At 62.7% G+C, this 26,407-nt stretch carries 26 protein-coding genes; 5 read left to right on the forward strand and 21 right to left on the reverse strand.

The window, feature by feature from the left end; genetic code table 11:
• The first annotated feature begins 6 nt into the window (after positions 1 to 6).
• Positions 7 to 2,082 (forward strand): BREX system Lon protease-like protein BrxL, encoded by a 2,076-nt coding sequence (brxL, locus tag GRF63_RS02645; RefSeq protein ID WP_160484447.1) that lies wholly within the window; start codon positions 7 to 9, stop codon positions 2,080 to 2,082.
• A 35-nt stretch (positions 2,083 to 2,117) separates the two neighbouring features.
• Positions 2,118 to 3,254, forward strand: a complete 1,137-nt coding sequence (locus GRF63_RS02650) for a DUF4268 domain-containing protein (protein WP_160484448.1) — start codon at positions 2,118 to 2,120, stop codon at positions 3,252 to 3,254.
• Positions 3,255 to 3,358: 104 nt separating this feature from the next.
• Here GRF63_RS02650 and GRF63_RS02655 read toward each other — a convergent pair whose 3' ends face one another.
• Positions 3,359 to 4,654 (reverse strand): type II toxin-antitoxin system HipA family toxin, encoded by a 1,296-nt coding sequence (locus GRF63_RS02655; protein WP_160484449.1) that lies wholly within the window; start codon positions 4,652 to 4,654, stop codon positions 3,359 to 3,361.
• Positions 4,651 to 5,010, reverse strand: coding sequence for a helix-turn-helix domain-containing protein (locus GRF63_RS02660; protein WP_160484450.1), 360 nt, complete (start codon positions 5,008 to 5,010; stop codon positions 4,651 to 4,653). The genes GRF63_RS02655 and GRF63_RS02660 overlap by 4 nt, the downstream gene beginning before the upstream one ends.
• Positions 5,011 to 5,159: 149 nt before the next feature.
• On the opposite strand from GRF63_RS02660, the gene GRF63_RS02665 reads away from it, so the two are divergent.
• Positions 5,160 to 5,363: a hypothetical protein gene (locus GRF63_RS02665; RefSeq protein WP_337189597.1), complete on the forward strand. Its 204-nt coding sequence runs from the start codon at positions 5,160 to 5,162 to the stop codon at positions 5,361 to 5,363.
• On the opposite strand, the gene GRF63_RS02670 is transcribed toward GRF63_RS02665, so the two are convergent.
• Genes GRF63_RS02670 through GRF63_RS02755 form a run of 18 tightly spaced genes read right to left on the reverse strand, consistent with a single transcriptional unit; the run spans position 5,364 to position 23,078 of the window.
• Positions 5,364 to 8,075: a conjugal transfer protein TraG N-terminal domain-containing protein gene (locus GRF63_RS02670; protein ID WP_160484451.1), complete on the reverse strand. Its 2,712-nt coding sequence runs from the start codon at positions 8,073 to 8,075 to the stop codon at positions 5,364 to 5,366. It abuts the gene before it with no gap.
• A 12-nt stretch (positions 8,076 to 8,087) separates the two neighbouring features.
• Positions 8,088 to 9,524 carry a conjugal transfer protein TraH gene (locus tag GRF63_RS02675; protein ID WP_160484452.1) on the reverse strand — a complete coding sequence of 479 codons (1,437 nt, stop codon included), beginning with the start codon at positions 9,522 to 9,524 and terminating at the stop codon, positions 8,088 to 8,090.
• Entirely contained in the window at positions 9,514 to 10,344 is an 831-nt protein-coding gene (locus tag GRF63_RS02680; protein ID WP_237392259.1) for a conjugal transfer protein TraF, read from the reverse strand. The genes GRF63_RS02675 and GRF63_RS02680 overlap by 11 nt, the downstream gene beginning before the upstream one ends.
• The gene (locus GRF63_RS02685) at positions 10,341 to 12,074 is read right to left on the reverse strand and encodes a conjugal transfer protein TraN (RefSeq protein WP_160484453.1); all 1,734 of its coding nucleotides are present in this window, start codon (positions 12,072 to 12,074) and stop codon (positions 10,341 to 10,343) included. The genes GRF63_RS02680 and GRF63_RS02685 overlap by 4 nt, the downstream gene beginning before the upstream one ends.
• Positions 12,071 to 12,823, reverse strand: coding sequence for a type-F conjugative transfer system pilin assembly protein TrbC (trbC, locus tag GRF63_RS02690; protein ID WP_160484454.1), 753 nt, complete (start codon positions 12,821 to 12,823; stop codon positions 12,071 to 12,073). Before trbC ends, GRF63_RS02685 begins: the two co-directional genes overlap by 4 nt.
• Positions 12,820 to 13,833 (reverse strand): conjugal transfer pilus assembly protein TraU, encoded by a 1,014-nt coding sequence (gene traU / locus GRF63_RS02695; RefSeq protein WP_160484455.1) that lies wholly within the window; start codon positions 13,831 to 13,833, stop codon positions 12,820 to 12,822. The genes trbC and traU overlap by 4 nt, the downstream gene beginning before the upstream one ends.
• A complete protein-coding gene (traW, locus tag GRF63_RS02700) occupies positions 13,830 to 14,468 on the reverse strand; it encodes a type-F conjugative transfer system protein TraW (RefSeq protein WP_337189598.1) in 639 nt (212 codons plus the stop codon). Before traW ends, traU begins: the two co-directional genes overlap by 4 nt.
• The gene (locus GRF63_RS02705; protein WP_160484456.1) at positions 14,465 to 14,986 is read right to left on the reverse strand and encodes a S26 family signal peptidase; all 522 of its coding nucleotides are present in this window, start codon (positions 14,984 to 14,986) and stop codon (positions 14,465 to 14,467) included. Before GRF63_RS02705 ends, traW begins: the two co-directional genes overlap by 4 nt.
• Positions 14,983 to 15,369 (reverse strand): type-F conjugative transfer system protein TrbI, encoded by a 387-nt coding sequence (locus GRF63_RS02710; protein WP_337189599.1) that lies wholly within the window; start codon positions 15,367 to 15,369, stop codon positions 14,983 to 14,985. Before GRF63_RS02710 ends, GRF63_RS02705 begins: the two co-directional genes overlap by 4 nt.
• Positions 15,362 to 15,742: a hypothetical protein gene (locus tag GRF63_RS02715; RefSeq protein ID WP_160484457.1), complete on the reverse strand. Its 381-nt coding sequence runs from the start codon at positions 15,740 to 15,742 to the stop codon at positions 15,362 to 15,364. Before GRF63_RS02715 ends, GRF63_RS02710 begins: the two co-directional genes overlap by 8 nt.
• Positions 15,739 to 18,282 (reverse strand): type IV secretion system protein TraC, encoded by a 2,544-nt coding sequence (traC, locus tag GRF63_RS02720; protein ID WP_160484458.1) that lies wholly within the window; start codon positions 18,280 to 18,282, stop codon positions 15,739 to 15,741. Before traC ends, GRF63_RS02715 begins: the two co-directional genes overlap by 4 nt.
• The gene (locus tag GRF63_RS02725; RefSeq protein ID WP_160484459.1) at positions 18,279 to 18,851 is read right to left on the reverse strand and encodes a hypothetical protein; all 573 of its coding nucleotides are present in this window, start codon (positions 18,849 to 18,851) and stop codon (positions 18,279 to 18,281) included. The genes traC and GRF63_RS02725 overlap by 4 nt, the downstream gene beginning before the upstream one ends.
• Positions 18,848 to 19,720 (reverse strand): DsbC family protein, encoded by an 873-nt coding sequence (locus tag GRF63_RS02730; protein ID WP_160484460.1) that lies wholly within the window; start codon positions 19,718 to 19,720, stop codon positions 18,848 to 18,850. The genes GRF63_RS02725 and GRF63_RS02730 overlap by 4 nt, the downstream gene beginning before the upstream one ends.
• Positions 19,717 to 21,033 carry a TraB/VirB10 family protein gene (locus GRF63_RS02735; RefSeq protein ID WP_160484461.1) on the reverse strand — a complete coding sequence of 439 codons (1,317 nt, stop codon included), beginning with the start codon at positions 21,031 to 21,033 and terminating at the stop codon, positions 19,717 to 19,719. The genes GRF63_RS02730 and GRF63_RS02735 overlap by 4 nt, the downstream gene beginning before the upstream one ends.
• Positions 21,033 to 21,848, reverse strand: a complete 816-nt coding sequence (locus GRF63_RS02740) for a type-F conjugative transfer system secretin TraK (RefSeq protein ID WP_160484462.1) — start codon at positions 21,846 to 21,848, stop codon at positions 21,033 to 21,035. Before GRF63_RS02740 ends, GRF63_RS02735 begins: the two co-directional genes overlap by 1 nt.
• Positions 21,845 to 22,414 carry a type IV conjugative transfer system protein TraE gene (locus tag GRF63_RS02745; RefSeq protein WP_160484463.1) on the reverse strand — a complete coding sequence of 190 codons (570 nt, stop codon included), beginning with the start codon at positions 22,412 to 22,414 and terminating at the stop codon, positions 21,845 to 21,847. The genes GRF63_RS02740 and GRF63_RS02745 overlap by 4 nt, the downstream gene beginning before the upstream one ends.
• 12 nt (positions 22,415 to 22,426) lie before the next feature.
• Positions 22,427 to 22,714, reverse strand: a complete 288-nt coding sequence (traL, locus tag GRF63_RS02750; RefSeq protein ID WP_006834208.1) for a type IV conjugative transfer system protein TraL — start codon at positions 22,712 to 22,714, stop codon at positions 22,427 to 22,429.
• Between the two features lie 31 nt (positions 22,715 to 22,745).
• Positions 22,746 to 23,078 carry a hypothetical protein gene (locus tag GRF63_RS02755; RefSeq protein WP_160484464.1) on the reverse strand — a complete coding sequence of 111 codons (333 nt, stop codon included), beginning with the start codon at positions 23,076 to 23,078 and terminating at the stop codon, positions 22,746 to 22,748.
• A 368-nt stretch (positions 23,079 to 23,446) separates the two neighbouring features.
• On the opposite strand from GRF63_RS02755, the gene GRF63_RS02760 reads away from it, so the two are divergent.
• Both GRF63_RS02760 and GRF63_RS02765 read left to right on the forward strand, forming a co-directional pair.
• The gene (locus GRF63_RS02760; RefSeq protein ID WP_160484465.1) at positions 23,447 to 23,938 is read left to right on the forward strand and encodes a hypothetical protein; all 492 of its coding nucleotides are present in this window, start codon (positions 23,447 to 23,449) and stop codon (positions 23,936 to 23,938) included.
• A complete protein-coding gene (locus GRF63_RS02765) occupies positions 23,931 to 24,146 on the forward strand; it encodes a helix-turn-helix transcriptional regulator (protein WP_061927473.1) in 216 nt (71 codons plus the stop codon). The genes GRF63_RS02760 and GRF63_RS02765 overlap by 8 nt, the downstream gene beginning before the upstream one ends.
• 289 nt (positions 24,147 to 24,435) lie before the next feature.
• Here the strand turns inward: GRF63_RS02765 and GRF63_RS02770 are convergent, their stop codons facing one another.
• The gene (locus GRF63_RS02770; RefSeq protein ID WP_160484466.1) at positions 24,436 to 26,403 is read right to left on the reverse strand and encodes a heavy metal translocating P-type ATPase; all 1,968 of its coding nucleotides are present in this window, start codon (positions 26,401 to 26,403) and stop codon (positions 24,436 to 24,438) included.
• Positions 26,404 to 26,407: the final 4 nt, after the last annotated feature.

Consider the following 26,407-nt stretch of genomic DNA (forward strand, 5'->3'; position numbering starts at 1 on the left):
ACACTCATGAGCGCACTTGACGATAAGATTAACGAGCATTTCGCAGGCTATGTGGTCCGCAAAGACCTCGTGAAAGCGGTCAAGGGCAACGCAATCGTCCCAACGTATGTCCTTGAGTATCTGCTCGGCCAATACTGTGCGACTGACGATGAAGCCTCGATCGATAGTGGGATCGATACGGTCAAAGATATACTCAAGAAGCACTACGTTCACAGAAGTGAAGCGGGCCTGATCCAGTCGACGATCAAGGAGAAAGGACGCTACAAGGTCATCGACCAGATAAGCGTCTCTTTGAACGAAAAGACAGACAGCTACGAAGCGACCTTCGACAACCTGGGCATCAAGAAGGTCGCTGTAGACAGCAATACAGTCAAAGCGCATCCTAAGCTTCTGGTGACCGGCGTATGGTGCATTGCTGATGTCCAATACGAGTTTTCAGAGGACTCGCGGATTTCGCCGTGGGTGATCGAGACCATCAAACCCATCCAGATCGCAAAGGTCGATTACGAGGGCTACAAGCAAGCACGAGCGCAATTTTCCAAAGACGAGTGGATCGACCTCCTTATGCAGTCGATAGGCTTCAATCCTGAAGCCTTCGGTCGTCGAAGCAAGCTCCTGCAACTCATGCGGCTGATCCCCTTTGTCGAGCGCAACTATAACATCATTGAACTCGGTCCAAAGGGAACAGGCAAGTCCCACATCTATTCAGAATTCTCTCCGCACGGGCAGCTGATATCCGGCGGGGAAGTTACCATCCCAAAATTGTTCGTGAATAACGCGAACGGACGGATCGGCTTGGTAGGCTACTGGGATGTCGTGGCCTTCGATGAATTCGCTGGGCGCGAAAAGACCGCGAACAAAGCCTTGGTCGACATCATGAAGAACTACATGGCGAACAAGACTTTCTCTCGCGGGATCAATCCCATGGGAGCCGAAGCAAGTTTCGCTTTCGTGGGGAACACAGACCACAATGTGCCATTCATGCTTAAGAACAGCGACCTGTTCGAAGCTCTTCCCCCTCAGTTCCATGACTCGGCCTTTATCGACCGCCTTCACGCCTATCTTCCCGGATGGGAGATCGACGTAATTCGCAGTGAAATGTTCACCGCTGGATACGGCTTCATCGTCGACTACCTCGCCGAGATTCTTCGCCATTTGCGCCAGGAAGACTTCTCCAACCGGCCTGACTTGCACTTCAAGATCAGTGAGAAGATCTCTACCCGTGACCGTGATGCCGTCTACAAAACCATGTCTGGCTTTTTGAAAGTCATTTTCCCTGCCGGAGGTGAAGCAGCCGAAGATGTTGAAGAACTGTTGCAGCTCGCGCTCGAGAGTCGAAAGCGCGTAAAAGACCAACTGTTCCGGATCGATGCAACCTATCCAGAGGTCGATTTCTCTTACACTGGCCCCGACGGTGAAACACGTCGTGTGCAGACCGTTGAAGAACAAGAGTTCTCACAATTCTACTATCTGAAACCGGCCTTGGATCCCAAGCAGCAGGATGAAGCCAGCGATGCTGTCGTAAATGATGGGGCCGATAGCCGATCTGAACCGGCCCAGACGCCAGTTCCCAAAGGGCCTGCGAAGCCGGTCGCCGAAGAAGGTCATCACGTGTTTGCCGAAAACCGGAAGGGGATGAGCTATAATAAGCTCTTCGGGCCCTATCTGGAGGGAGCGTCGCGGATCGTCGTGACGGACCCTTACATTCGCTATTTCTACCAGATCAAAAACATGATGGAATTTGTCGAGATGGTCATTCAGCGCAAAGCGCTCGAGGACCAAGTGGCCATCCATCTCGTCACAGGGCCTGACGATGGCAACGTGCAAAAGCAGCGGGAGCTGCTCGATAGCATTGCAGAAGCATGCATCGGAACGGGCGTTGACTTCACTTGGGCATTTGACAGTTCAGGGACTGGCCACTCGAGAGATATCGTCACGGACACTGGCTGGAAAATTGTTCTCGATCGAGGCCTCGATATCTTCCAGGCGCCGATGCGGCGGGACGGGTTTAGCCTTGGCGACCGTTTGCAAGAGCACCGCATGTTGAAGAACTTCTACGTGACCTATGTGCAGCAAGACTAGCTACAAAACTGCACTAGCACTTGGAGGGAAAAACCTTGTTCCGCGTTGATTTGAACCAAAACCGATTGTCTCGACTTTCGCAAAAGCGGTTTTCTGATCTCAACCTCCGCGAACGAGACCATTTGCAGGAGTGGCTGGCTAATCAACCAGATGCCCTCGGCGAGGAATTGCTGATAATTCAAAAAGAGTTCGATGGCTTCGACGAGACCCGCGAACGTTTAGATCTCTTGGCACTGGACAAGGACGGCAACCTCGTAGTCATTGAGAACAAACTCGATGACAGCGGACGAGACGTCACCTGGCAGGCGCTGAAGTACACAGCCTATGTCTCTGGCCTGACCAAGACGCAAATCGTCGATATCTACCAGCAATACCTCGACCGTTATGCAGGCGGGGGCAATGCTGCTGTGCGGATATGCGAATTCATGGAAGTTGAGGAGCTGGAGGAAACTGTCCTCAATCCAGGCAATGACCAGCGAATGATCTTTATCGCGGCCAATTTCCGGCGCGAGGTCACGGCTACTGTTCTATGGCTTCTCGGCCGTGGCATCCGGGCGCAATGCTTCAAGGTGACCCCATTTTCGTTTGACGACGAGCTCATGGTCGACATCCAGCAGATTATACCGACGCCCGAGGCCGCCGATTTCATGATCGGGATGTCGAGCAAAGAAAATGAAGAAAAGGCCATCCAGAACACACAGAAAAAGCGGCACAAGTTGCGCTTGGATTTCTGGGAAGCTGCGCTCGACCAATTGCGTGCCGACGGCGTTACTCTCTACCAGAACATCAGCCCGACCAAGGACCATTGGCTTAGTGCGGGATCCGGTACCCGTTCGTGTCCTTATCAGATGATCTTCTCGAGGGATGAAGCACGGGTCGAGATAAGCTTGCAGCGTTCTGAGGCCGCAGAGAACAAATGGCTGTTTGATCAGCTATATGGACAGAGAGAAGCGATCGAGGCTGCATTTGGAGCCCAACTCGATTGGCGGCGAATGGACGACAAGAAAGCCAGCCGCATCGTTTACGCTCATCCATTCGAGGGTTTCAACAAGGAAGCTTGGCCAGATATGATTGGCTGGCTTGCCGCTCATATCCAAAAACTGGAAGCGGCTTTCAGGGGACCGCTTTCCCGCCTAAACCCTCACGTCCGATCACAAGATGAGGTTGTGTAGGATCAAGCCTGGTGATGAATTAATCAATTAAGCGTCGGTCTCGGGGCGTGATCCACAGCCCAAATCAACTGAGGTTTGTTCAAGCCAATTATCGTCACAGATAGCTAGATGGATCTAAACCCGTTTAAAGCCTGGTCTGCCATCGATTGGGGGACGCCTGCTTCACGGGTCACTTCAGTCCATTCAGCAATGGCAGACTGGATATCCGAAATGATCGCTTTGGTTTCAGCGGCTTTGAGATCTGCAAACCGCCCAAACGCGATAAGGTCGTCCAACTCGAAATTGTCTGTCTTGCCTGACAGCGACATTTGGTGCTCGCTAGTCCACTCTCCGTTCGGATTGTAGGCATAAACAACATCGTAGGCAGGCGAGAGACTCCAGCGGCCAGTTCGGTCCATAAGGAAAGCGATGTTCTTGGTGTGATCGTCCTGGTTGCGGATGAAGATGTTGAAGAACGCTCGTCGAACCTGCTCCTTGATCGCTTCGCGTCCGAGACCGAGCATGCGGATGGTCTCGATCGCCTGCTCGTAGCTATAGGCCCGAGCAAGGTTGAAATCGAAATGCCGCATCGCACAGAGCGACTGCATGTGGAGCTTCTTGCCGTCAGGCGTGCGGTCGAAACGCTGGGTCATGAAATGTGCCCGCCCGCCTTCTTCGTGCAGACGAGAGCGAGCCATGTCGATGCCAGCTTCTCGGGCTAGCAGATAGCAGGCGTATTCAAGCCGTCCGAAGCCCATCGGGTCGGCGAGTTCCTTGTCGGCATTGCCCGACACTCCATCGAATTTGACCAGCCATTGCGTATAGCCGGGCCCCGCAGTAAGCTGCCCTGAGTGGAATTCTCCGGTCTCCTCATTCCAGGCGAGGACGGCCTTGGCCCGGGCGCCACCAGCAGAGGTGCCGACGCGCAAGATCTCTTGAAGTGCGCGATGATCATCTTCACCCTTAAGGACACCGGCCAGTTCTTCACGCGCAGCAATGACCCTGTTGGCGAGCTCGACAAGCGGCGCGATATAGACCGGCCGGCCCTGTTCACGGCGCTCACCGGTAGCAGGCTCGAATTCGAGCGCGCCCATGCCTCGGCGACCGGTATAGCAAAGGCGCTCGACCGGATCGAAGCTGTCGGCTGTGCGGCCCTGCTCGGCAAGCCAACGATTGATGAGGGCGTTGCCAAACTTGTCGGGTAGGCTGTCGGCCAGCATGCCCGGCAGCCCTTTGAAGGTCTCGTGATTCAGCGCGGGAAAATCGTAGACGCCGCTTCGTAAGGGCATTGTGAGCGGGGCGACTTCGATACCGCTGCGGCTGAATTCCGGAGTGTATTCGAAGACCCCGACATCGCGATCCTCATCCCACAGAACGGCGCCGATCTGACGACCCCAGAGATTTACGACTGCGCGGCTCATGGGGCTTCGTCATCCCAGCTCCATTCCTCGCCAGCCTCACCTTCAGAAGACTTGCGCACCCTTTGCCGCGCTTTGCCGGTGTCGGACCGGGGATCGAGCGGGCTCAGCTTGGCATCCGGCATGACATCCAGCAGGCGGTCTTCAATTTCGAGCGCACGCATTATCCTGGCGAGGCTATCGATGGTCCCGCCACTACCGGCTTCCAGTCGGGCGAGCGTTGAACGCGAGATACCTGCCATTTCCGCAAGCTCGGCCTGCTTGAGATTGCGTGATATGCGATATGCTTCGATCTGCTTCCCGAGGTCGGATAGCAGCACCGATAGAGGGCGCTGGTCTGATGGATCATAATGTGGCATTATCGAGACATTATCTCCGATATGGAGCTTTGTGTAGCGATTTTGCGTCTTTACATGAAGGCACTTAATGCGTCAATATCGAGACGTAAATTGGCTTATAACCGATAATGCATCAAATTTGCGACTTTATGTAGGCCGGAGTGATGGAAATGGATGACGAGAAGGAGCAAAACGACCAGACGGACTGGAAGGGTCTACGAGAGATCGACCGTGCCATCTCCGAAAATCGGCGTATGGAATACAGCTGGAAGAAGGCTCTAGCAGATCCTTGGGAACGACGCGGACTCTGGCTACTTGGGCTGGTCGTCGTCGCATTTGCGGCGTTCGTCATCCTGCAGGATTTCGTGCTGTAGCTATCTATTGCTCCATTCTTTGACGTCGTCTGCAGCTTCCTCACTCGCGCCCGTGGCACCTTCCGTCTGGCGATCAAGATAAGTTCGCACGGTTCCAATTCTGCCACGACCCTGTCGGCGCACTCGTTCGACCTCATCTGTGATGCCAGACCGATCAGGAGCGTCGGGCATTGAGGGACCACCCGAAGAGCTCACGGCGCCTCTTGCGCGTACCTGCCCAGCACTTCCGATTCCAGGGCGGCTGACCGGAGCGAAGTCCGGCAGCGAAAGGTCGGCTTCGATGTCGTCCTGAAGCCGATCAGCATAGCTCTCGACAAACCGTGATTGCAGCTGCTGACCCCGCGCGCTCATCTGGAACTCGATGTCATCGAAGCGCACCGGCCCGTAATAGTCGCGGTTGGCTTCCATCTCAGCCATGCCCCATTCGCGATAGGCCTGGCTCAGGTTCAGCGTGCCTGCGGCGCTGTTGGCCTCGTACCAGCTGGCCTGGTTCTCGAGGCGGCTGGCCATCTCTTCGGCCCGACGCGCCTCTCGCGTATAGCTCTCCGCTTCGGTCAGCGATCGGCTGAGACCCGACGAACTGGTCGATACTTGCGATACTGAGCTCGAGCTCGTCTCGCGCAAGAAACCTTCACGCGTGTTCGACCAGTTGCGACTGTCGGAAAGCTGCCGCAGCGTGCCCATGATCCTGACACGGTCTTCCGAGGCGATCCCGATATCGCTGTCGGTCCACGACTGATTTCGGCCACCGCGGACGCCCGCCTGCGCGTTTAGTACTCCGCCTTCGGCCTTTGCTCCGGCTCCTGCTTCGCCGTTAAGGAACCAAGAAATAGTAATGTCGTCGGAGGCGCGCCGGGACAGGCCGAACTGCTGCTGGAGCGTCCTTGAGGCATTGTCGACTTCGCTGAATGCCGTGCCGATGCTGTCGTTCGTGCCGACGCCGCTGACCGTGTCGGAGCTCTGACCCTGACTGTAGGCGTTGCGGATCTCGCTGAACCGGGTGAGTGCAGAGCTCGTCGATTGCTGGGCGAGGTTGGCATAGGTCTCGCTCTGCGTCCGGCTCTGGCTCGCCATCGTTCCGAGGCGGCCGGTGAAGTCCTGCCCCAGTGTCGGCGTGAACGGATAGCTTGAATTCGGGACAGCAGCGAACTCTCCATCGGGGAAGCTGGTGGTCTGCGTGCCGCTGTCGCGGAAACCACGCGTCTGCGTGGCGCCATAGGCGATGTTGGGTGCAAGATTGCCCTGCGCAAACTGGCGGGAAAACACCGTCGAATTGTCGATGTTCGAGTTGCCGAGCGAGACATTGCCGGTGCTCGCTTCGCGCGAGGCTTCCTCGGCCGCATTCTGGCTCGGGTTGAGATAGCTCGTTGCCTGGCCCGAGATCGCCAGCGCACCGCGCGCCACCCCGCCGGCAAGGAAGGGGATCGAGGCAACGAGATAGCCCGCCAAGATACCGATATCGCTGTTGACGTCGCTCATGCCGGCAAAGGTCGCCAAGCTGAGGCCTGTGCTGCCGCCAGCGGCGGCGACATCGCCCGCGCCCTTGAACATCAGGATCATGTGCAGGATGACGAAGAGCGGTCCCCACGCGGCAAGGTAGAAGAAGCCGGTGACGTAACCTCTCAATGCAATGGGTCCGGTCCGCGGCATCAGGAACAGCGGAAACAGGACAGGGAATAGCGCGTAGAACACCACAGTCAGCACGACATTGAGGATCGGGACCCATTTCATCGCGTTGTGCGCGATCGAGGAATAGGTCCGCTCGGTCTGAATATCGGCCCGGGTCTGCGCGAATACGTCGATACTGCCGGTGCCGCTCGCCCCTGCAAAGCCGTACATGGCCTGGTTCATGGCATTGATCGTCAGCACCTGGCGGAAGATGTCGCTCGCGCTGCGCGAGATGCCGGTGAGATACTGGTAAGCAATCGGGAGGTCGGCCATGAGCTTGGCCTTGGCGAGCGCTTCGGCTTGTCGCGGATAGAGCTGGCGCCCCGCCACAAGCGTCATCTCGTCGATTAGGCTCGCCCACTGCCCTGACAGCGCGGTGTAGGCTTCGCGGCAGGTGATGATTGAGGCCGTCACGCTGTCGTCGGCCTGCCGGGTCAGGAATTTCTGCGCGCGAGCCGCGCTGCCCGGCGCGATCGTCGCCCAGATATCGTCGCTCTCGGACAGCTCCTTCATCGAGTAGCGGCCGAGCAGCAGATCGTAGAACACGCAATGCCGGACATGCTCATCGAAGTTCGCAGCGAACTCCGGATCGGAAATGCGCAAGCTCCGCGTCGATTCGAGCAGCCGCGCGCCATAGATCATGCCGTTCTTCGAGTAGTTGAGGTCGTCCGGCAGGCCGAAGACGAGCTCGGCAGAGCGGGTCAGATAGTCCCCCGCCTGGCTGGTGAAGCTTGCCATCAGGGCGAGCCCGAGCGGGACATTGGCCACCGTTGCCGGTGCAAGGCTGGGATTGACCCGGTCGGTCACATGGACGTCCATGCGCGGCACCATCAGGCACATGTAAATGAGCGTCGCACCGAGGAACCAGTTGAGCCAGGCACGCCAGTCCTGGTTGAACGCGACCACTATGACCGCGAGCATCATGCCCATCACCAGCGCGACCTGAATGAGGCTCTTGTAGCCGCCCGCACCGGTCCAGGCGGCAACGGCGTTGAGGACATTGACGATGTACTCGCCGCCGCCGACCGTGAAAATCTCGACCATGCTGCCTGACCCTTATGGAACGATGGAGCGGGATTGCATCCCGCGCGACCAGTCGAGCGCGGCGGCCATCGACGGCGACATCGAGGCGGCGAGCATGTTCTCGATCATCGCGGTCTTCTCGATGATCTGCATGATCGTCGAGACCCGCGCTTGCCCGGTCGCTTGCCGCTGGGCGAGGCTCGATCGCACCTCGGCGACCTGCGCGCGCCAGATCGCGAGCTTCGCTTCATCGGCCGCAATGAAGCTCGCCATCGAGCGCCCGGCCTCTGCGGTGATGCGTTCGAGGATGGCATAGAGGAGATCGATGCTGGCGATCTCGGCCAGCGTGTCGCGGTCGTCGGTTGCCATCCCGCGACCATAGGCCGCCTGAACGGTAAGGATCTTGTAGAGCGGCACCGATGCCACCTGAAGCAGCTCCTTCTCCTCGTCGCCGATCGCGGTATCGCTGCGGATCGCCTCGACCATGCTGCCGATGAGCCGGGCAATGCGGGGCCGGATGGCCTTTGCGCTCGTGAGACTCATCTGCTGGAAAGTGGGGTTGAGGCACTGGTCCGGCTCGTCGCACTGGAACACCCGCACCGACTGGCCCTGCGTCCCGTCGAGCAGTGCGGTCACCAGCGTCGAGGAGGCGTCGCCGGCGAAAGGCACGAACTTGCCCGGCTCGTCGTCGCGGGGCGGCACGTAGATCACCGTGCCGATGAGCGTCATTGCATATTCGGCAAGATCGCGGTCGAATGTGCCACCGGGGTTGAAGAAGGCGCTCTGCTTAAGGACATGCCAGGTGTAATTGCGCGGCACACCGGGATTGACGTCGGCATAGTCGTCGCCGGCGCCCTCGTTGGTCGAGGCTCGCTGGCCCCTTGTGCCGCAACCATGCTTGGCCGCGGCATAGTCGGTGAAGATACCTTCGGAGTTGCCGATCGCTTCGCAGATCGCCTTGTCGGCGAGATCGCCCTTGGGCCAGACGCCGCCGACCAACCCCTGCGCCATCTCGCAGGAGTTGATCGAGAGATTGTTCATGAGCTGCGCCTTTTGGCTGAACTCCTGCATGATCTTCGAGCACTCGGGGCAGACGGTGTCGATCGCGAGGCTGAAGGCGAACCCCACCGCATTGTTCGCGACAGCCTTCAAGAGCGCGACCATCTCGCTCGCGTTGATGAAGGAGAAGGACCCGGCGAAGATATCGATACCGCCGCAACCAGCGCGGGCACGCGGCAGCTGGAGATTGGCGATGTTGGTCGTCTTCTGCGGGAAGCGCGTCCAGACATTGCCGAGACTGTAATAGCCCGCCGACTGTCCTTCAAACGCGCTCGGCCCGGTGACATTGGCCGCAGCGCCCATATCGTCCATGAAGCGGTCCATGCTGTCGCCGACGTTTGCGGCGACGGGGGACGCGACCATGCTGGCGGCAGCTATGGTGAGCGCCGCATTGCGGATGCTAGTAATCATGTCCGGCTTCCTTCGAGGTGAGGAGGTAGATGCGGTCCTGCAGCTCGTCGGCCGAGAGCACGCCGTATCCGATCGGGATCGGGCGCCTGGCCACGCTGTCCCACAACACAAGCGCCGGGGTGATGCCGGGCTCGAGCCCCATGCGCGGCCGCTGGCCGCTTTCGACCTTGTAGTCGGGGAAGTGCCGGGACGGTCCGCCATCGGTCGAGATTGCCCGGACCGTGATATGCCAGCGGTCCGCCACCGAGCGCACGATCGGGCTCATCACTTCGCACGCGCCGCAGGTCTGGGCGAAGAAGTAGAACAGTCCATAGCGCTCGGAGAGCCTGGCCATCACCGCATCGCGATCGGCAGCGCGCGCGTCCTGCCATTGCTTCTTGGCGAGCGCGCCGACCGGTCTCTCGAGTGTGTAGTCGAGCTCGGGATCCTGCCAGATCGCGCGCTGCCAGACATCGGAGAACAGCGATGCCCGGTCGAGCTGGGCACGTTGGAAGCGGATATAGGCGGTGACGTTTTCCGGTGTCGGATAGAGGATCGCGCGCGCCTTGAGTTCGCGCAGTTCTCCCGTGACCGCGTCCAGCTCCTGCGTGGCGGTTACCTGAGCCGGTGGCTGCGCCATCTGCGGCTCGTCTGCCGGTACCGGCTTTACGCAATAGAACCAGTAGCCGAGCCTGCGCTGCTCGCAGTAGAGGCTGTCTGCCGAGGCAGCTGGCTCTGCCTGGTGCGCTTCCTGGGCAACTGCCCGAACGGGAAGCAGTGCAGCGAGACACATGGCCAGTACTGGGAGGTCCAGCATCGGCAGTGATTGGCGGCGCGTCATTGGCCACTCCTTGCGTAATAGTCTTCGATTTTCTGCTGGATGAGAATGCTGGTCTCGAGCTCGTCGGGGAGCCGTGCAGCCTCGGTGAACTCGGCATAGACCTCGCTGAAATCCATCTGGCTGAGGTCGAGCCGGGCGAACTCGTCGAGAGTGAACCCCTCGCACTGTTCTTCCTTGGGCTTGTCCCAGGGCTTGGGCAGCTGGCGCCGCCCCTGTTCCTGCAGGATCCGCGAGAGCTTGCTCTCGAAGCAGCAGTAGACCTTCTTCTTGGTCAGGCAGACGCCGAGGAACTTGTCCGAGCAATAAGTCCCGACATAGGCGCACAGCCCTTGCGCATCGCGTTCGTGGAGCAGCACTTCTTCGCGGTTGCAGCCGAGCGCGACCAGCAGGCTGATGCCGGGGATGAGCGGGAAGCCCTTGCCCTTGCAGCAGTTGAGCACTCCGAAGACCTTGGAGGAGCAGGTGTTACGCGTGCCGCGGAACAGCGTCAGCGTCTCAGGATCGAACTGGCCGCGGGCCTCGTCCATCGCGTGGAGCGCGACCGCGGCGTCCTTGAACTCGTCGTTCGCGGTGCGCTCGATCGTTTCGCAGCTGCCATCGATGCAATAAACATCGCCGTCACAGACATACTGGGTGGAGCTGTCGGTACCGGGAAGCGGGCACTCGTAGATGCGCTCCCAGGTCTCGCAGGGGTCTTCGTCGGTAAGGCATTCCTCGCGGACAAAGCGGCAGGTGCCCTGGCTTTCGATGTCGGAGCAGTCGGTCGCCACTTCGCGGGCGATGCAGGTGTAATTGCGTTGCCATTCCCAGCAGGGGCGTGTGACAGCGACGCCATCGACCACGCGGGTCTGCGGATCGGCATCGGTGCAGACCTCGGCATCGAGCGTACAATCGCTATTGTCCGCAAGACCTGTGCATTGGCTTTCGTCCGGGGTCGTCGTGACGGCGGTCGCGGTGCTTATCCGGTAGGGCGTCTGACCTGCGACCTGTTCGTCGCAGGTCAGCTCGGTAAGCGGATCGCCCGGCTCGGTGCACCACTTGCGCCCGCCGGACCATCCCCACTGCAAGCAAGGACCGTCACGGTGTCCGGTCACCCGGCAAAGAGCGCCCGAAAACTCTTCGCAATCCGGCGCACCTGACAGGTTGAAGCTGCCCAATGGGCTGCAAAGGTAATGATACTGCGGTTGCTGGCTGACCCTTGCGACGAGTGGCACCGCGCACTGGCCAACCGACTGATCGATCCGTGTGCCCGTATTGCAGGTCGCGGTATAGGTGCCCGCCGACCCCGAACCGGGCGGCAGCGGGACGCACGATCCCTGGCTGCCCGAAATTGCCATGCCGCTGGTGTATTCGAGCGGCGTCTCGTTGATCGCGAGGCTGCGGGCAATCACGTCCTCGATCTCGTTCGGCTCGAACCTTGCGCGATTGGCCATGCTGTCGCGGATCGTCCGCATCGGCGTGCTGGTTGTGGCAGCGCTGCGGGCGCGGGCCTCGATCTGGTCGGGATCGCGCGCAAGATCCTGCAGGTCGCGCGTCGCCTGCGGATCGAAGTTGGGAACGCGCGCCGCGTCGGGATTGGTCGTTGCGGCATCGCGCGCCTCGCCCAGCAGCTCGGTGGCAAAGTCCTTGCCGTCGGCTCTTGCCGCATCGCGGGTCTGAGCGTGAATGGAAGCCGCGCTTGTGAGGGCGAGAAGTGCGGCAAGGAGATGGGCGAGGGTTCTGCCGGTCATGGCCGTTCCTTCCTGGTGAGCTGGCGCAGATGGAGGCGGGCAAGCTCGGCGCCCGGACCCCTGCCCGAGGCAAAGGTCTCGAGGACCTCGCCCACGCTGATGTTCCCGGCGATGCGGTCATGCGGCGGCACCTCGCTGGTGCAATCGAACCCGTCGCATGGGCTGAACTCGGTGCTCAGCATGACGAAGCTCGGCGCGGCCTCGATGTTGAAGGCGCGGAACAGCCGCGGATCGATGCCAAGCGAACCGGCTGCGTCGCGGCTGCTCCAGATGGCAGCCAGGCGCTTCTTGAACGCCTCGCTGTTTCCTTGCGGGAAGCCGCGCAGCACGGTGACGCCACCAGCCCTGGTCATGTCGTGGACCAGTGCCTTCAGCGCCTCGGGCGGCATCGACAGGCTGGCAAAGGCAATGAAGCGCGGGCCTCCCCCGAGCGATGCCCTCTCGGCCGCAACTTGTCCCGCGATCATCGCGTCGAAGTCGAGGACGGCGTCGGTCTCGACTGCCTTGATGCTGTCGGCATAGGCTGCGCGATTGGCCTGCGCCTGCGCCTGGATAGCCTGTGCGTCCTCGGTCAGCGCCTCGGCGCGTTGGCGGATATTGGTGCTGAGCGCCTGCGCGTCGTCGGCATGTTCGGCCGCGCGCTCGCGGATCGCTTCGAGATCGATGCCTTCGGGCGCGCTCTGTGCGAGAGCGAGGCCACCCAGAGTGACGGCAAAGCCGACGGGCAAAAGGAGGAGGTGCTTGTTCATAGCGCGCAGCAGTTCCGCTTGCGCCAGACGAGGTATCCCATGTCTTCGCCGATGGCGGGGATGACCTGTCCGGCTGATTGAAAGGTGGTGGAGGCTCCGATGGGCGGGCAGGCGTAACGGCCCGAGGTCGCCGGGTTGGGATTGGTGGCCTGAAAGCGGTATTGCTGCTTGCGCATCACCGGCATCAGGTATTTGCCGCACAGGCCCTTGGACCCCATCGTCCCCCACGAGACGAGTTCGCGGTGGAGCTTGTAGGCAAAGCGCGAGAGCACCAGCCGCGAGGCCTGGACGTGGCCAATGCTGGCCGAGACATTGCCGTTCATCGGGTACATCGATCCCTGGCAGCCCGCGCACCAGAACATCTCGTCGATCGGCAGCTTCGCGGTCGAGGCGACGCAGTCGGCCGCACAAGCGGCGAGCGCCAGCGGGTTGGCAAACAGCACGGCTTCAGGGTTGATGATCGCGGTGAGCTCGGAATCCTGCCACAGCGGATCGATCTCGGAGATGTAGAGAATGTCGATCGAGCCCGATTCCAGGCACAGGAAATCGGCGACGATCTCCATCCAGTAGATCAGCGGATAGGCATACCAGTGGACATGCCAACTCGAATAATACTGGCTCGCGCCGCCTACCGCCGATGGCCCCGAAATCGAGCGAAAGCCGATATCGAAACCCGGATCGAGTTTCATGCCGCCGAGGTTCACGAAGCACCACGGCTTCATGCTGACATCGGCAAGCCGCACCGGTTCCCAGAAGCCCATGGCGATCCCGGGCCTCAGACCGCACAGGCACACCGGCAGATCGGGGTTGTCGGGATCGGGCCGGCTCGAGGGCCAGATGTCCAGCCCGCCGATCGAGATCGGGAACAGGCAAGACCAGCAGATGTCAGTGATCGGGTTGACGAAGCTGCCGGTGCAGCGACCGGGACCGGCATCAGCCATGGCAGGTGTTGCGGTGGCGAAACCCAGAATGGCGGCCAGCACGAGCGCCAGCTTTCTTAAGTGTGTCATTGGGCTGTCCTCCTTTTCGGTGGCAGCGCGATTTCGCTGATTTCGAGCAGGCGGCCCTGCTGGCGCACGCGTGCGGGCACCGACCTGATCCCGAACCTTTCCGTGAGTTTGCCGCCCTGGTCGAAGTAGAAGCGGCGCTGGCGAGCCTTCATCAGCTCGAGCGGCGCGCCCTTCACCAGGATCAGCTTGGCATTGGCGTCCTGCTTGAGCGCCCAGGCGAGCTGGTCGGGATCGTCGCCGTCGAGGAACAGGAGATCTGCGCGCAAGCCGACGCTGTCGAGCGGATTGACCCTCGTGCCAGCGGCATGGATCAGCTCGCCTTTTGCGCCGCGGATATCGGCAGCGAGCGTGATCGTCGGATCGAAGTGCCAGCGCCGGGCTTCGCTGGCCCGGACGATCCCGGCGACGGGGTCGGGCCGATTGACCCGTCCGATTGTGCGGCGCTTCAGGTCTTCATTGAGCCGCGCGGTCTCGCCCGAACGTTCCATCTGCGTCAGGCGCGAATGGATCTGTTCGAGGAGGTCGCGCTCGATCACGGGAAAGACCGTGCCGCGCTGCCCATAGTCGCGCGCCAGCACCTGTGAGGGACAGAGCAGCACTGCAAGCAGGGCCGCAGGGAGGATGAGCTTGCTCACAGGATCGCCCTCCCGCTGCCGAGGATCTCGCCGCGGCAGACGAAGCCGATCTCGGCGTAGCGGCTGTCGAGGCCGCGGGGATGACTGGTCCCGGTGTAGAAGCAGCCGTCGGGGATCGGGCCTTCGGGGCCTTTGTGAAGCGCAATGCCGAGACGGGTCTCATCGAGCCGCGCGGCGATCTTGCGACCGTTGATGAAGACCTCGTGGCCACGGTGGCTCACGACATCGCCCGGCACGCCCAGCACCCGCTTGCCGAAGAGCTGCGCGCCTTTCCCGAAATGCACTTCGACGAGCCTGCTTGCCGGCGGCTCGAAGAAGATCAGGCTGCCGCGCTCGATCCGCGCATGCTTGTCGAGCCAGAAGGCCCAATTGGGCAGGCTCGGGCTGGCGTTGATGAGGAAGGCATGGTCTTTCGCGAAGGCATCGACCGCGCCCCATCCGAGCGGCAGCAGCACCAGGCCGGTCAGGACAAGCGGTCGTTTGATCGTGCGGCCAAGACGAGAGGCAAAGTGCGTCACTGAGCGCCTCCCTGCCCAAGCTGGCGGGCGATCCGTGCGCGCAGTTCATCGGTAGCATCGGGGGCATCGCCTGCGAGCACCGCTTCGCCGACCAGCACCACGCGGCCATCGGTGCCCATTTCCGCAACAGCGCGCTCGGACGCCTGGAGGAAGGCGAGCACGCGCGCCTGGCTGGCTTCGGGATCCTGCTGGCCGCGCGCTTCGGCATCGACAAAAGCCGCGATGGTCTCGGCAAGCCGGACGGTGACGATCTGCTGGCGCGGCTCGGACAGTTCGCGGCTGACCCAGGCCGCCCAGAGCAGTGCGACCACGAGCGCGAGCACGCCAAGAATTCTGAGCAACAGCGGGCGATTGAAGGATGGTAGTCTGCGCGTCTCAGTCACGGTTTGCCTCCCGGGGCGGATGGTTGTCGAGATCGGCCGCGAGCCGCTTGAGGAAGCGCGGCATGCGAAACAGCGTCACCGCGCCAGCGAGCACGAGGAAGCAGCCCTTGAGGTCCTGGCTGAACAGGCTGCGGCGCAACCCGTCGGCTTCGAGGTAGCGGTCCGACAGATTGGCGAGCTGGGTGAAGAGGCCGCCAAGGTCCCAGCCCGCAACGAACAGGAACAGCGCGAGCGGCAATCCCAGCACGATCAACAGCGAAGTCGCGGCAAAGCGCGCGGTCTCGATGAGGACGAAGCAGGTCCCTTGCAGGAACGGCAGCAGGCTGCGGAAGTTGGCCGGAGGGGTCCGGTCGGCGAGATGCGAGACCATCATTGTCCGCCTCCCGCTACGATGCGGATGGCATCGGCGAGGCTGTGCCCACGCCGCTCGCAGTCCTGGATCGCCGCATAGGTGTCGGGATCGGAGGAGTAGATCGTCGCCGAGAAGGGATCGAGCACGAGCCGACCGACCGCCTCGGTCTCGGGGCCCTTGATGAAGACCTCGCTGTACTCGGTGCCCGAACGCTTGAGGCTGCGGATCAGCGTCTCGGTGCGGTCGTCCATGTCGAGCCGCGCGTTCGCCCTGAAATCGGCGATCGTCTCGGCCTTCTGCTGGAGCACCAGCATCCAGTCGCTGTTCTCGAGCGCGGCGCGCGCGCCATCGGACTTGTAATAGTCATTGAGGGACTGGGTCGCGGTGGCGAGCGCGCCGCCATATTTGCGCGCAGTGCGGGCATAGGTCTCGACGAACTCACCCATCGACCCGCCCTTGAGCATGGCCCAGGCCTCGTCGATCAGCAGCAGCTTCTTGTTCGCTCGCGAAGAGCGCGTCATCGCCTGGCTGGTCATGAACATGATCGCCGAAAGGACGACGCTGCGCAGTTCCTCGCGGGACGCGAGATCGCTCATCTCGAAGACGGTAAAATCATCGTCGAGCGCGAAGCTCGCCTTGCCTGCAAAGAACCCGCCGTAGCTGCCGCCGCGGCAGAAGGGTGCGATCGCGGTGGCGAGATCGCGGCCCGCCTCGCTTTCCGAACCGTGAAGCGCATGCGCGACATCGTCGACCGAGGCGCCGCTTCCCAGGGCCTCCCAGGTTGCAGTCACGGCCCGGTCGATCAGTCCGCGCTCGGTATCGCTCGGCGCAGTGCCGGGACGCGCCATCTGGCCGACGATCGCCTTGATCATGGCAAAGCAGTCGAGGCGGTAGTCCTCGTCTTCGTGCGCGCGGGCATCGTCGATCAGCGAGAAGGGGTTCAGGGAAAAGCCCGAGGCGAGCGTGAACTCGACGAAGCGTCCGCCCTGCAGTTTGACCGAATGCTCGAAACTGCGCCCGTCGTCGATCACCACGACCTTGGCGCCGGCACCGCGCAAGGCGGCGCAGAGCTCCTGCAGCAGCACCGACTTGCCCGAGCCCGACTTGCCGCAAATCGCGATATTGTGATTGCCGGCAGTGTTTTCGAATGGCGACCACCAGAAGGGCTGACCGCGGCGGCCGACAAGCAGGAGGTGCGGGATCACGCCGCCGAGGTACTCGCCCTGCATCGGCGCGATATGCGCCGCCGTCGTCGAGAGCATGGTCTTGAGGCGCTTCAGCCGCGCCATGTCGTCGGCGAGGCCATCGGCAAGGCTCAGGGGAAAGGCAGCGACGAGGCCCTGCAGCTGGAGGAAGCGCTCGTCTGCCAAGTCCCAGCCCGCTGCCTTGTAGATCGCCTTGATGATGCGTTCGTGCGCGTCGCCCTGGCCGAGCGGCGAGACGCTGGTAAGCCCGTAGAAAAGCTTGACGAGCTTCTTGCCGGCCTGGAGTTCGGCCTGGACGTGGCGCCATTCGGCCGACTGTTCGGCGAGCTTGGGCAAGAAACGCGCGCTTTTGGTCTGGCTGAGGCTGGTCGTGCGCATGAACTTGAAGCCCGCGCGCGCTGATGCGGCTTCCTGGTCGGGGTAGACCAGGCACAGCATGGTCGCCGTTGGACAGGGGAAGCGCAGCTTGTCGGTGAACATGTCGCCGATGAGGCGCGCGCATTCCCACGGCGCCCAGCGTTCAGGGGTAGAACGCACGGCATAATGCCGCACGTCGAAATGGTCAGGATAGCATTCGCCGACTTCGGGATTGCCCTCCTCGTCGCGGCCCGTCTCGCGGAAGCGCTCGGTCCTGAGGATCAGGCGATCGTCGCCGACCTCGAGTTCGATGTCGCGGCGGATCGCCTGGACATCGAGCGTATCGTGCGGGTTCCACGCATGGATGTCGGTCTCGTGCGCGGTGGTCGGCGAGGTAAGCTCGTCGATCAGCGCCAGCAGCCCGCCCGGACGCAGATCTTGCGCATGTAGTCCGAGCGAATGGAGCATGCCCATCAGCCCTTCGCGGCATTCCGAGAGTTCGGCATCGGTCACGCTGCCGGGCACGGGCACGCCAAGCGAGACGATCAGCCGGACGTTGCGTGCATGGAAGGGCGCATGCGCCGAGCCCGAATTCCAGACGAGATCGTAAAGGCGCCATGTGCGCGCCCTGGCGATGGCCTCGTAGATGCCGCCCTGCTCATAGCGCGGAGCGAACCAGGGGCCGACCACACTACCGATCCGCGGAGATGCGAAGTTCAGGACCTGGAGGCAGGCGCCCTGCGGCAGGCCTTCGGAGAAGAACTGACCGAGGATCTCGCCGGTCCGTTCGTCGGCCCCGATCAGCGGGGTGACTTCGAGCACGAAGCCTTTGGAGCGGGCGTTGCGGTAGAGCTTAGCCCCCTCGTCATAAACCCGGTAGGGCAGCCAGTCCGAAAGCATGTCGAGCCCGAAATGCGCCTGCGGCTTCTCGGGGCGTGCCGTGTCGGCGAACAGGCCCCGCGAGAGTGCGTCGCGCGCGGCAGCAAGGGATAGCGTCACCGGCTCTCTCCTTCGGTCATGTCAGGGTGGGGGACCGGCTCGCGGGGAGGGGAAAACGAGCCAGGTCCCCCGGGTTCCGGCGCGTCAGCGCCGGGCATCGCCGGAACGGGCTGCGAGGGGATGAACAGCTGTTCCGGCAATGTGTCTGTGGGTTGGAAATCGGGTGCGGGGCTGCCCTCGCGCGTCGCGGCAATGGTCGATGCCAGCGAGCGCAGGACTTCGCGGCGGCCCTGCGGGGCGCGCCAGCCTGTCCCTGCCTGTTCGGGCAGCGTCAGGTGAACGACGCGCGCCTCATGGTCGCGGCCCGCCGCGTCGCGGTAGGGCGTCAACACGACCTGCAGGCGGCGAACCGCTTCGCCGGTCGGGGTCACCGTCCGATGCGCGTCAACCGTGTCGGCCTTTTCGATCCCGGTCGCCCCGGCATCGATCGCGGAGGTCGGCGCGCAGGTCCCTTCGGGAGCGCGGCAGGCAAAACTGCCTTTGACGTTGCCGCCAAGGCTGGCGCAGCCGCTGGCCAAAAGGAGCGGCGCAGCGAGTACCGCGGCTCGAAGGATCGGAAGCCGGCTCATTTCGCCTCTCCCTTGCTCTCGGCGACGAAGCGGCGGATCGCTGCGGCATCGCGGTAGCCATGAAGCACCGCCCCATCGCGGGCGCGCACGATGACCGGAGTTCCGGCAAACCCGTTGGCCCTCGCGAAAGCTTCGTTGGCATCGAGCGCCTTGGCGTCCTTGCAGGTCTTGCCGGTCGCCGGAGCCTGGCCGGCATAGGCCGCATGCAGCGCCTTTGCCGGATCCTTGGCGCACAGCACCGCTTCGGAAATCTTGCGGCTCGCCGCGCCAAAGATCGAGATCGGTCGCTCTTCGACGTGGACCTTGGCCTTGGCGAGCTGCGCGGTCAGGCGTTGGCAGTAGCCGCACTGGAAATCCGAGAATACGACCAGGCGTTCGCCCTTGGGGTTGCCCCAATGGATCGCGCCGGCAACCGGAAGCGACGAGAGGTCGACATGGCTGGCGGCCGCCTGCATAGGCGCTTCGTCGCGTCCCGTTGGCGCATCGCTCGCTACGCGTGCCGCACCGGCCGCAAGCAGGTCGGGATTGAGTTCGAGCAGGCGGGCGGCGGTCACGTCGCGCCGCTCTTCCATGTCGTAGAGACGGCCCACGAAAAGGTAGCGGGCGGTCTCGTCGATGTAGAACAGCGTGTCGCCCGAGACAACTTCGCACCAGGGGCCCAGCGTGTCGCAGCTGATCGCATCGATCGGGGTCTTGGGCAGCCGCAGTTTCAGTGCCTGCGCGACATCGCTGGCCATGCCGGCAGCGTTCGCAGGCATCGCGGTGACGGCAGAGACTCCGAGCGTCAGCACGGCGGCGGCGCTCGAAAGGGCAAGGGCAAGGTGGGCGGCGCGGGCCTTCAGGCCCGGCCGGTGGTCATTGTAGTTCATTTGGAAGGGCTCCTGACGTGGACGCCGTCGAGAAAGACGATCTCGACCTCGATGCCGGTCGGCATCTCGACGACGGGTTGGTATTGTTCGGCGCGTTCGATGAGGTATCGGCTGACGGTGTCGGCGGCTTCGCCGGCACCCTGGCCGAAGCCACCGGCGAGGATGTCGGTCGGCGACAGCGCCTCGCGCTGACCGTTGGCGCCGACCTGGCCGGTAAAGATGCCGTTGGCGTTGGCTGAGAATCCCCGGCCGAAGCCGCCCACAATCCCGGCGAGCAGCGCCTGGCTGACAAGGCTGCCTTCGCGGCTGACCACGCGGCCGCGCACGCCCGACTTTCCGGCAAAGGAGATAAACCCCTTGACCTCGCTCACCGCGAAGCGCCCACCGGGCTGCGCGCAGGTCATGCGCACCAGCTTGACGTAGACCTTCTCGGCCGAGAGATCGCCGCGCGCCGCGCCATTGACGAGACAGCCGGTAATGTCGGTGGTGAGGAGCTTGTTGCCGCGCATCACCGAGCGGGCCGGTCCGGTGATCCGGAGCATCACGGGAAGTGGATCGCTCTGGCTCGCAACGCCGGTCGAGGCATCGACACCCACGATGACCGTTGCCGGTGCGTAGCTGTTGGGCGGCAGGTAATCGCGGCTCGCTTCGAACAGCAAGGCCGGCGCAGTCTCTGCCGCGCGCGGCTTGCCGTCCTTGCCCGGCTCAGCGCTGAAACTCATCAGGCTGAGCTGTCCGCCCTGCGCTTCCGGCGCTCCTTGCGGTGGCTGGACAGCCCCGCTCGTTCCCACGCCGGGACCATAGGCCGGTGGTGGTGGCAGCGGCGGCGCGGTTGCAGGCGCCTTCGCGGCTTCGCTGAGCTTTGAACGCAGATTGGCATTCTCGGTCGAGATCGCGTCGATCGCCGCCTGGCCGTCGGAGCGCATCTGCGCGTTCTCGCTGCGCAGCGCTTCGAGCTCTTGCTCGATTTCGGGGCGCGGCAGCTGGGCTTGCTGCAGATCCTTGATCGCGCGGCCCTGTGCATCGAGCCGGTTGCCGTAGCTCGCGACGAACTCGCGCTGTGAGAGGTTGCGATTGACGAGGCCGCCGGTGTCGATCGTCGCCGCACCATTGGCATCACTGCCGCCCTCGTCGCCATCGCCGCCGAAGATAAACATCCCGCCGCCGATGAGCGCGATGGCCCCGATCCCGGCGAGCAGCATCTTCTGGCGCTGCGCGATTTGCGAATTGAGGTTGCGTCGACCGCTTTCACGTGCTTCCGGCGAGCCCGGCAGAGGCCTCTTTACGGCGCCCTTCTGTGTTGCCTCCGCCATCAGTCGAGCCCTCCCTTGGCAAAAACAAGGAAGGCACTGGTCGCTTCACCAGGAGCGAGTGCATCGCGGCCATAGGCAAAGGCGAGCGCGCCTGCGGGACCCTCCCGCTCGGAGCCAAGCGCAAGGCTCTCCTTGCCGAGATTGCGTACGAGAAAGCGCTGTCCGGTCAGTTCATCGCCCTGGTATTCGGCGACCAGCTGGACCTCGATGCCGCCGGTGCGGCGCGGAGCCGAAAGTTCGGCGCGGGCAGTGAAGCCGGGCAAGACGGCATCGCTCGCCATCGCCTCGATCAGGCGGATCGCAGCGTCCTCGGGTCCGGTCTCGGTCTCCCATTCGGTAGCCGCGGCTTTGGCGAGCGCGGGATTGGTGATGAAGAGCTGGGTCGCTTCCTCGCCGCCGAGACGGCAGGCGAACTTGTAGACGTAGCCCGCCTTGCTGGTTGCAAAGAAGCTGACCCGGGCAGCGGCAAATTGCGGGGGCACGGAGATATAGATGTCTCCGCGCACCGGCTCATGCGTCACCTGGAAGTCGTTGTAGGGAAAGCCGCTGGCGATCTTCGAGACATTGGCAAAGCCGTCATCGATGAGCGCGATCCGGGTGAGTTCGCCGCGGGCGAGCTCGCAGTCGATCGTCGCATTGTCGGCCGCTTCGACGAACTGGTCGGCATGCGCCGGGACCGGCGCTAGCGCGAAGGCAAGCACGGCCAGACCGGTCAGCTTGAGCCCGGGATCGGGGCGCCTTGTTGCGCCGATTGCGAAACAGGCAAGGCCGGTTCCGGCAAGCGCAGCAGCGAGGGGAGATGGGAGAAGGCTCATTGGCCGGGTTCCTCCTTGTCGGTGGGAAGTTGTTCGAAGCCGGCGAGCGCGAGGCTGAGACCACGCTTCGACCAGCGGAAACGGAAGGAGCGGCGCTGGCTCGCGATCACCTGCGCGCCGACAAAGGTCTTGAGCGTCCCGGTAACGGTCGAGGTCAGAGCCTTGGGATCGACATGGATTTCCGCGATCACGAAGGCCTGGCTGATGTCCGAGCCGCGCTGTTCCTCGACGATTCTGACGAGCTCGGCCTTGAGGCGGCCGTGCGCTGAGGGATCGGCGAGCTTCAGGATGTTCGCCATCCAGTAGTCGAGGCTTTCGGGTGCCCGGTTAAGGAGCATCAGCGCCGTGTCGCGGGTGACGAGCTCGAGATAGGGCGCATCGATCGCGCCGCTCGAGACGGTGATCCGCTCGGCGGTGATCGGGACCAGCACCACTTGCTCGTCGCGGGTGACCGCGGCGCCGAGGCTGACCAGCGTGGTCAGGCCAAGGACACCTGCCAGCACGGCAAAGCGGTTGCGTTGCCGGAGGTAGGTCTGTGCCTGTTCGTGCGCGAATTCTGCTCGCATGGGTCGCCTCCCTCAGCCCGCCAACAGGCGGCAGTGGGAGGGCGGCGTGGCTTTCAGCCCGAGAAAGCTCCCGGGCAGGTACCAGTACGCAGCATGCACCAGTGCCGAACCGGCGCCGCGTGCCTTTGCCTTCCGCAAGGCAAGCCAGGCCCCGGCGGCCAGGCCGATACCGATGAAGATATGCTGCGAGAGAATGCCCCAGGCGAAGGGAATGAGAATCCCTGCAAACTCGTCGATGGTCCAGAAGCCGATGAGCTCCGGGTCGTCGAGCCGCCGTGGAACGAGGTACCTGTCGGCCATGCCGCCCTCCTGTCGTGACCGGATCCGCTGATCAGATGACCGCGGTCACGACCGAGGTGACGATCGGCACGCCGGTGCCGACACCGATCCCGACGCCGACCGGCACCGCGACCTGGCCGAGCGAGAAGCGCCCGGAGGCGAGACCGATCAGACCGCCCGCAAGGCTGAGCACGGTGATGATCTTGCCGCCCGAGCCTTCGAGGAAGTCGGTGAACTTGGTCAGCGCGGGGTCGAAGGTGGTGTCGGCGCCGGCAAAGGCTGCACCGGCGCAGGCCAGCGCCACGCAGGCGGGAAGAATGTAGTCGCGGCCACGGGCACGGTTGAGCGTGCGCTGCTGGGCCGGAAGGGCAGTCTTGGTGGTCATGGATGGAACCTTTCGAGGAATTGAACATCAGCCAGCGATGCGTTCGCTGTATGTTCTTTCCTCTCTCCGGAGCCGGGCTGTAGGAAATCGGGAACTGGATTTTGGGGCTGACGACCAAGCAAAAAGCGACATTGGAAGGTGCGGTGGACGGGATTCGCGCAGGCTGATCGCGGATCAGCGCCGACTGTGCCGGATTCTGAGTAAAACGAGCCGCGCTATGCGCGAACGCGACCGGAATTCGCGCGAATCGTCGAAGGAAGGTGATCCGTTCCTTCCTCTAAGTTCTCTAATTGTTCTTTTCGTTTTCCTACAGGCTTCCTTCGCGGTTAGCCGGTGAGTCGACCACCTCTGGAGAAAAGGATTCGTCGATGCCCAACATGACGCTCTTTGCCGAACAACAGGTTCGCGCCGACCTCGCGCGGCTGCTTTTGGCCGCTGTCGAAGGCAGCGGTCGTGCACGCTGCGATATCGCGCGCGATGCGCAGATACATAAGGATGCCCTGCGCCGCGTCCTTGTCGGCGAACGCTCGGCCAGCCTCGGTGAAGCCTTGCGTATTCTCGCCGCGAGCGGTGTCGCGCCGCATGCGCACCTGCTTCTGTTTCTCGTCAGTAGCGGCGATCACGCGATCGCTTGGCTGCAATCGGACCTCGCGCAATTCTTCGAGGACTTTTCCGGCGAACTGCCCTCGGCGCTCGAGCGTGTCCTTGGCAACCAGGTTCATGACGTGAAGCCGCGCTGGGCAAAGGGCACGGCGCATCGCGTCGCCCGCCTGCTTTCCGATCACATCGATGAGCTCGAACGCAAGGACGCGCTGCTTGGCGATGTCTTCGCCGGTGCCGAAGGAGGCCATCGTGGGTGAAGAGATCGACAAAGGAGCGACCGAAACCCGCCGGGTTACACGGCTCATTCGCTTGCCCGAAGTACAGCATCGTGTCGGGCTCGGCCGTTCGACGATCTATCGCTGGATGGCCGAGGGCAAGTTTCCGAAGCCGGTGCAACTCGGTGGTTATGCGGTCGCATGGGCGGAAGACGAGGTACAGGCCTGGATAGCGACGCGGCTGAAATGAAGGCGAACAGTCCATTCATGGACGATCTGGATCTGAATCTCGGAATTGCAGAAGCGGACAGGGCTTGGGGTCCTGCGCAGGAATCTTCGCAGACGGATCGAGACCCGGATAATCCTTATCGAAGCCGACCCCATGTCTTCGCGTGGATTAGGGCAAGGGATCCTGTCCGGACCACCATGGTTGCAGGCAGTTATCGCAACAGGCGCCGTCACATCACAATCGTCTTAAGCTCGATGCTTGCTTGCTACTGGCTTGCGGGGAAGCTGGCCTGTCCGGAGCGCACGTTCAACTATGGATCGTAGCGAAGAAGTCGCAACGCATTGAACACGACGAGAAGCGTCGATCCTTCATGCATTACGACAGCGGGCCCGATCCCAAGGCCGAATATGGTCGCGGGAACCAGCAGAGCGACCACGCCGAGGCTGACATAGACGTTCTGGCGGATGATGCTGCGCGATTTGCGAGACAGGCCGACAGCAAAGGGCAGATGGCGCAGATCATCCGCCATCAAAGCGACGTCCGCCGTTTCAAGCGCGACGTCGGATCCGGCGGCGCCCATGGCGATGCCGACTGTGGCGCGCGCCATGGCGGGCGCATCATTCACTCCGTCGCCGACCATGGCGACCTTTGCTTCCCGGCTGAGCGCCTCGATAGTCGCGACCTTGTCTTCGGGCATGAGGTCGCCGCGCGCCTCGTCCAGCCCCACCTCGGCGGCGATAGCCTCGGCAACCTTGGCGTGATCGCCCGAGATCATGAGCATCCGTTCAATGCCAAGCTTGCGCAGTTCCTTCAGCGTCTCCTGCGCGCCGTCGCGCGGCGTATCCATCATCCCGATTACGCCGAGATCGCGTCCGCCGTAGCGCACGGCCATCGTCGTGCGCCCCTCATCGCGCAGCTTCTCGATGGCGTCGGCTGACGGTGTGCCGAGTGGTTCGAGCCCATCCGCGCCGAACATCTCCGCCTTTCCGATCCATGCCGTCTTACCTTCGAGCATGGCTTTCACGCCGCGTCCGGTCAGGCTTTCCAGGCCCTCGGCTTTCCGATCCGCTGGTACGTCCAGACGCGCCTTGCCATCCCTAACGACCGCTTGCGCCAGCGGATGGTCGCTCAGCGCCTCGACCGCCACGGCGACTTGCAGCAACTCACGTTCATCAATGCCCGGGGCCGGGATCACATCGATTATCCGCGGCTCACCTTCGGTGAGCGTGCCGGTCTTGTCGAAGGCGATGGCCTTCAGCGTGCCGAGATCTTCCAGCGCTGCACCGCCTTTCACCAGCACGCCGCCACGTGCCGCGCGGGCAACGCCGGACAGCACGGCACTGGGCGTGGCGATTGCCAGGGCACAGGGACTGGCCGCGACCAGCACGGCCATGGCACGATAGAAACTCTCGCTGAAAGGCTCGTCAATCACCAGCGGCGCACAGAGCAACAGCGCGGCCAGCAGTAGCACGAGAGGGACAAATATGCGTTCGAATTTGTCGGTCATCCGCTGGGTGGGCGAGCGTTCGGTTTCCGCTGCAGCCACCAGCGCGGCAACCTTGCTGAGCGTGCTTTCGTTCGATTTACGCGTTACCTCGATTTCCAGCGCGCCGCTGCCATTGATGGTCCCGGCAAAGGCGCGCGAGACGGCATCGACGGCGCCGGCAGCCGTGCGCGCTGCGGCACGATCCTCAACCGGACGTTTGTCGACCGGAATGCTCTCGCCGGTCACGGGTGCCTGATTGATGGCAGACTGACCCTTGATGATGAAACCATCGGCAGGCAGGCGCTCGTTGGGACGGACCAGCACGACGTCGCCGACGACAAGTTCCTCGACTGCGACATCGACCGGCGATCCGTCGCGCAGCACGGTCGCGCGTTCGGGTGCAAGTTCGGCCAGCGCGTCGATCGCGCGCTTCGCGCGGCCCATGGCGAAACTTTCCAGCGCATGACCCAGGCTGAACAGGAACAGCAGCAGTGCGCCTTCCGCGAACTCGCCCAGGATCGCCGCCCCCGCCGCCGCGACGAGCATGAGCGAATCAATCTTGAACTGGCGTGCCAGCGCATTCTCGACTGCTTCGCGAAGCGTGAATAGTCCGCCGAAAAAGTAGGCGGCGACATACCCTGCCAGAGGCACCCAGTGCGGCGCGGTGGGCACCAGCTTCTCTACCGCAAACCCCACCGCCAGCGTGATGCCGGAAAGGAGTGCGAAGGCCAGTTCTACGGGGAGGCCGAAAAGCTTGGCAACCCCATGCGCGTGATCGTGATTGTCAGCCATATAT

Source organism: Aurantiacibacter rhizosphaerae, from assembly GCF_009807005.1.
Taxonomy (GTDB): Bacteria; Pseudomonadota; Alphaproteobacteria; order Sphingomonadales; family Sphingomonadaceae; genus Alteraurantiacibacter; species Alteraurantiacibacter rhizosphaerae.

Bases quoted from the DNA above. Each gene is read 5' to 3' on its own strand.
- brxL (WP_160484447.1), top strand. From the start codon at position 7: ATGAGCGCACTTGACGATAAGATTAACGAGCATTTCGCAGGCTATGTG.
- GRF63_RS02655 (WP_160484449.1), bottom strand. From the start codon at position 4,654: ATGAGCCGCGCAGTCGTAAATCTCTGGGGTCGTCAGATCGGCGCCGTT.
- GRF63_RS02660 (WP_160484450.1), bottom strand. From the start codon at position 5,010: ATGCCACATTATGATCCATCAGACCAGCGCCCTCTATCGGTGCTGCTA.
- GRF63_RS02665 (WP_337189597.1), top strand. From the start codon at position 5,160: ATGGATGACGAGAAGGAGCAAAACGACCAGACGGACTGGAAGGGTCTA.
- GRF63_RS02670 (WP_160484451.1), bottom strand. From the start codon at position 8,075: ATGGTCGAGATTTTCACGGTCGGCGGCGGCGAGTACATCGTCAATGTC.
- GRF63_RS02675 (WP_160484452.1), bottom strand. From the start codon at position 9,524: ATGATTACTAGCATCCGCAATGCGGCGCTCACCATAGCTGCCGCCAGC.
- GRF63_RS02680 (WP_237392259.1), bottom strand. From the start codon at position 10,344: ATGACGCGCCGCCAATCACTGCCGATGCTGGACCTCCCAGTACTGGCC.
- GRF63_RS02685 (WP_160484453.1), bottom strand. From the start codon at position 12,074: ATGACCGGCAGAACCCTCGCCCATCTCCTTGCCGCACTTCTCGCCCTC.
- trbC (WP_160484454.1), bottom strand. From the start codon at position 12,823: ATGAACAAGCACCTCCTCCTTTTGCCCGTCGGCTTTGCCGTCACTCTG.
- traU (WP_160484455.1), bottom strand. From the start codon at position 13,833: ATGACACACTTAAGAAAGCTGGCGCTCGTGCTGGCCGCCATTCTGGGT.
- GRF63_RS02715 (WP_160484457.1), bottom strand. From the start codon at position 15,742: ATGATGGTCTCGCATCTCGCCGACCGGACCCCTCCGGCCAACTTCCGC.
- GRF63_RS02725 (WP_160484459.1), bottom strand. From the start codon at position 18,851: ATGAGCCGGCTTCCGATCCTTCGAGCCGCGGTACTCGCTGCGCCGCTC.
- GRF63_RS02730 (WP_160484460.1), bottom strand. From the start codon at position 19,720: ATGAACTACAATGACCACCGGCCGGGCCTGAAGGCCCGCGCCGCCCAC.
- GRF63_RS02735 (WP_160484461.1), bottom strand. From the start codon at position 21,033: ATGGCGGAGGCAACACAGAAGGGCGCCGTAAAGAGGCCTCTGCCGGGC.
- GRF63_RS02740 (WP_160484462.1), bottom strand. From the start codon at position 21,848: ATGAGCCTTCTCCCATCTCCCCTCGCTGCTGCGCTTGCCGGAACCGGC.
- GRF63_RS02745 (WP_160484463.1), bottom strand. From the start codon at position 22,414: ATGCGAGCAGAATTCGCGCACGAACAGGCACAGACCTACCTCCGGCAA.
- traL (WP_006834208.1), bottom strand. From the start codon at position 22,714: ATGGCCGACAGGTACCTCGTTCCACGGCGGCTCGACGACCCGGAGCTC.
- GRF63_RS02755 (WP_160484464.1), bottom strand. From the start codon at position 23,078: ATGACCACCAAGACTGCCCTTCCGGCCCAGCAGCGCACGCTCAACCGT.
- GRF63_RS02760 (WP_160484465.1), top strand. From the start codon at position 23,447: ATGCCCAACATGACGCTCTTTGCCGAACAACAGGTTCGCGCCGACCTC.
- GRF63_RS02770 (WP_160484466.1), bottom strand. From the start codon at position 26,403: ATGGCTGACAATCACGATCACGCGCATGGGGTTGCCAAGCTTTTCGGC.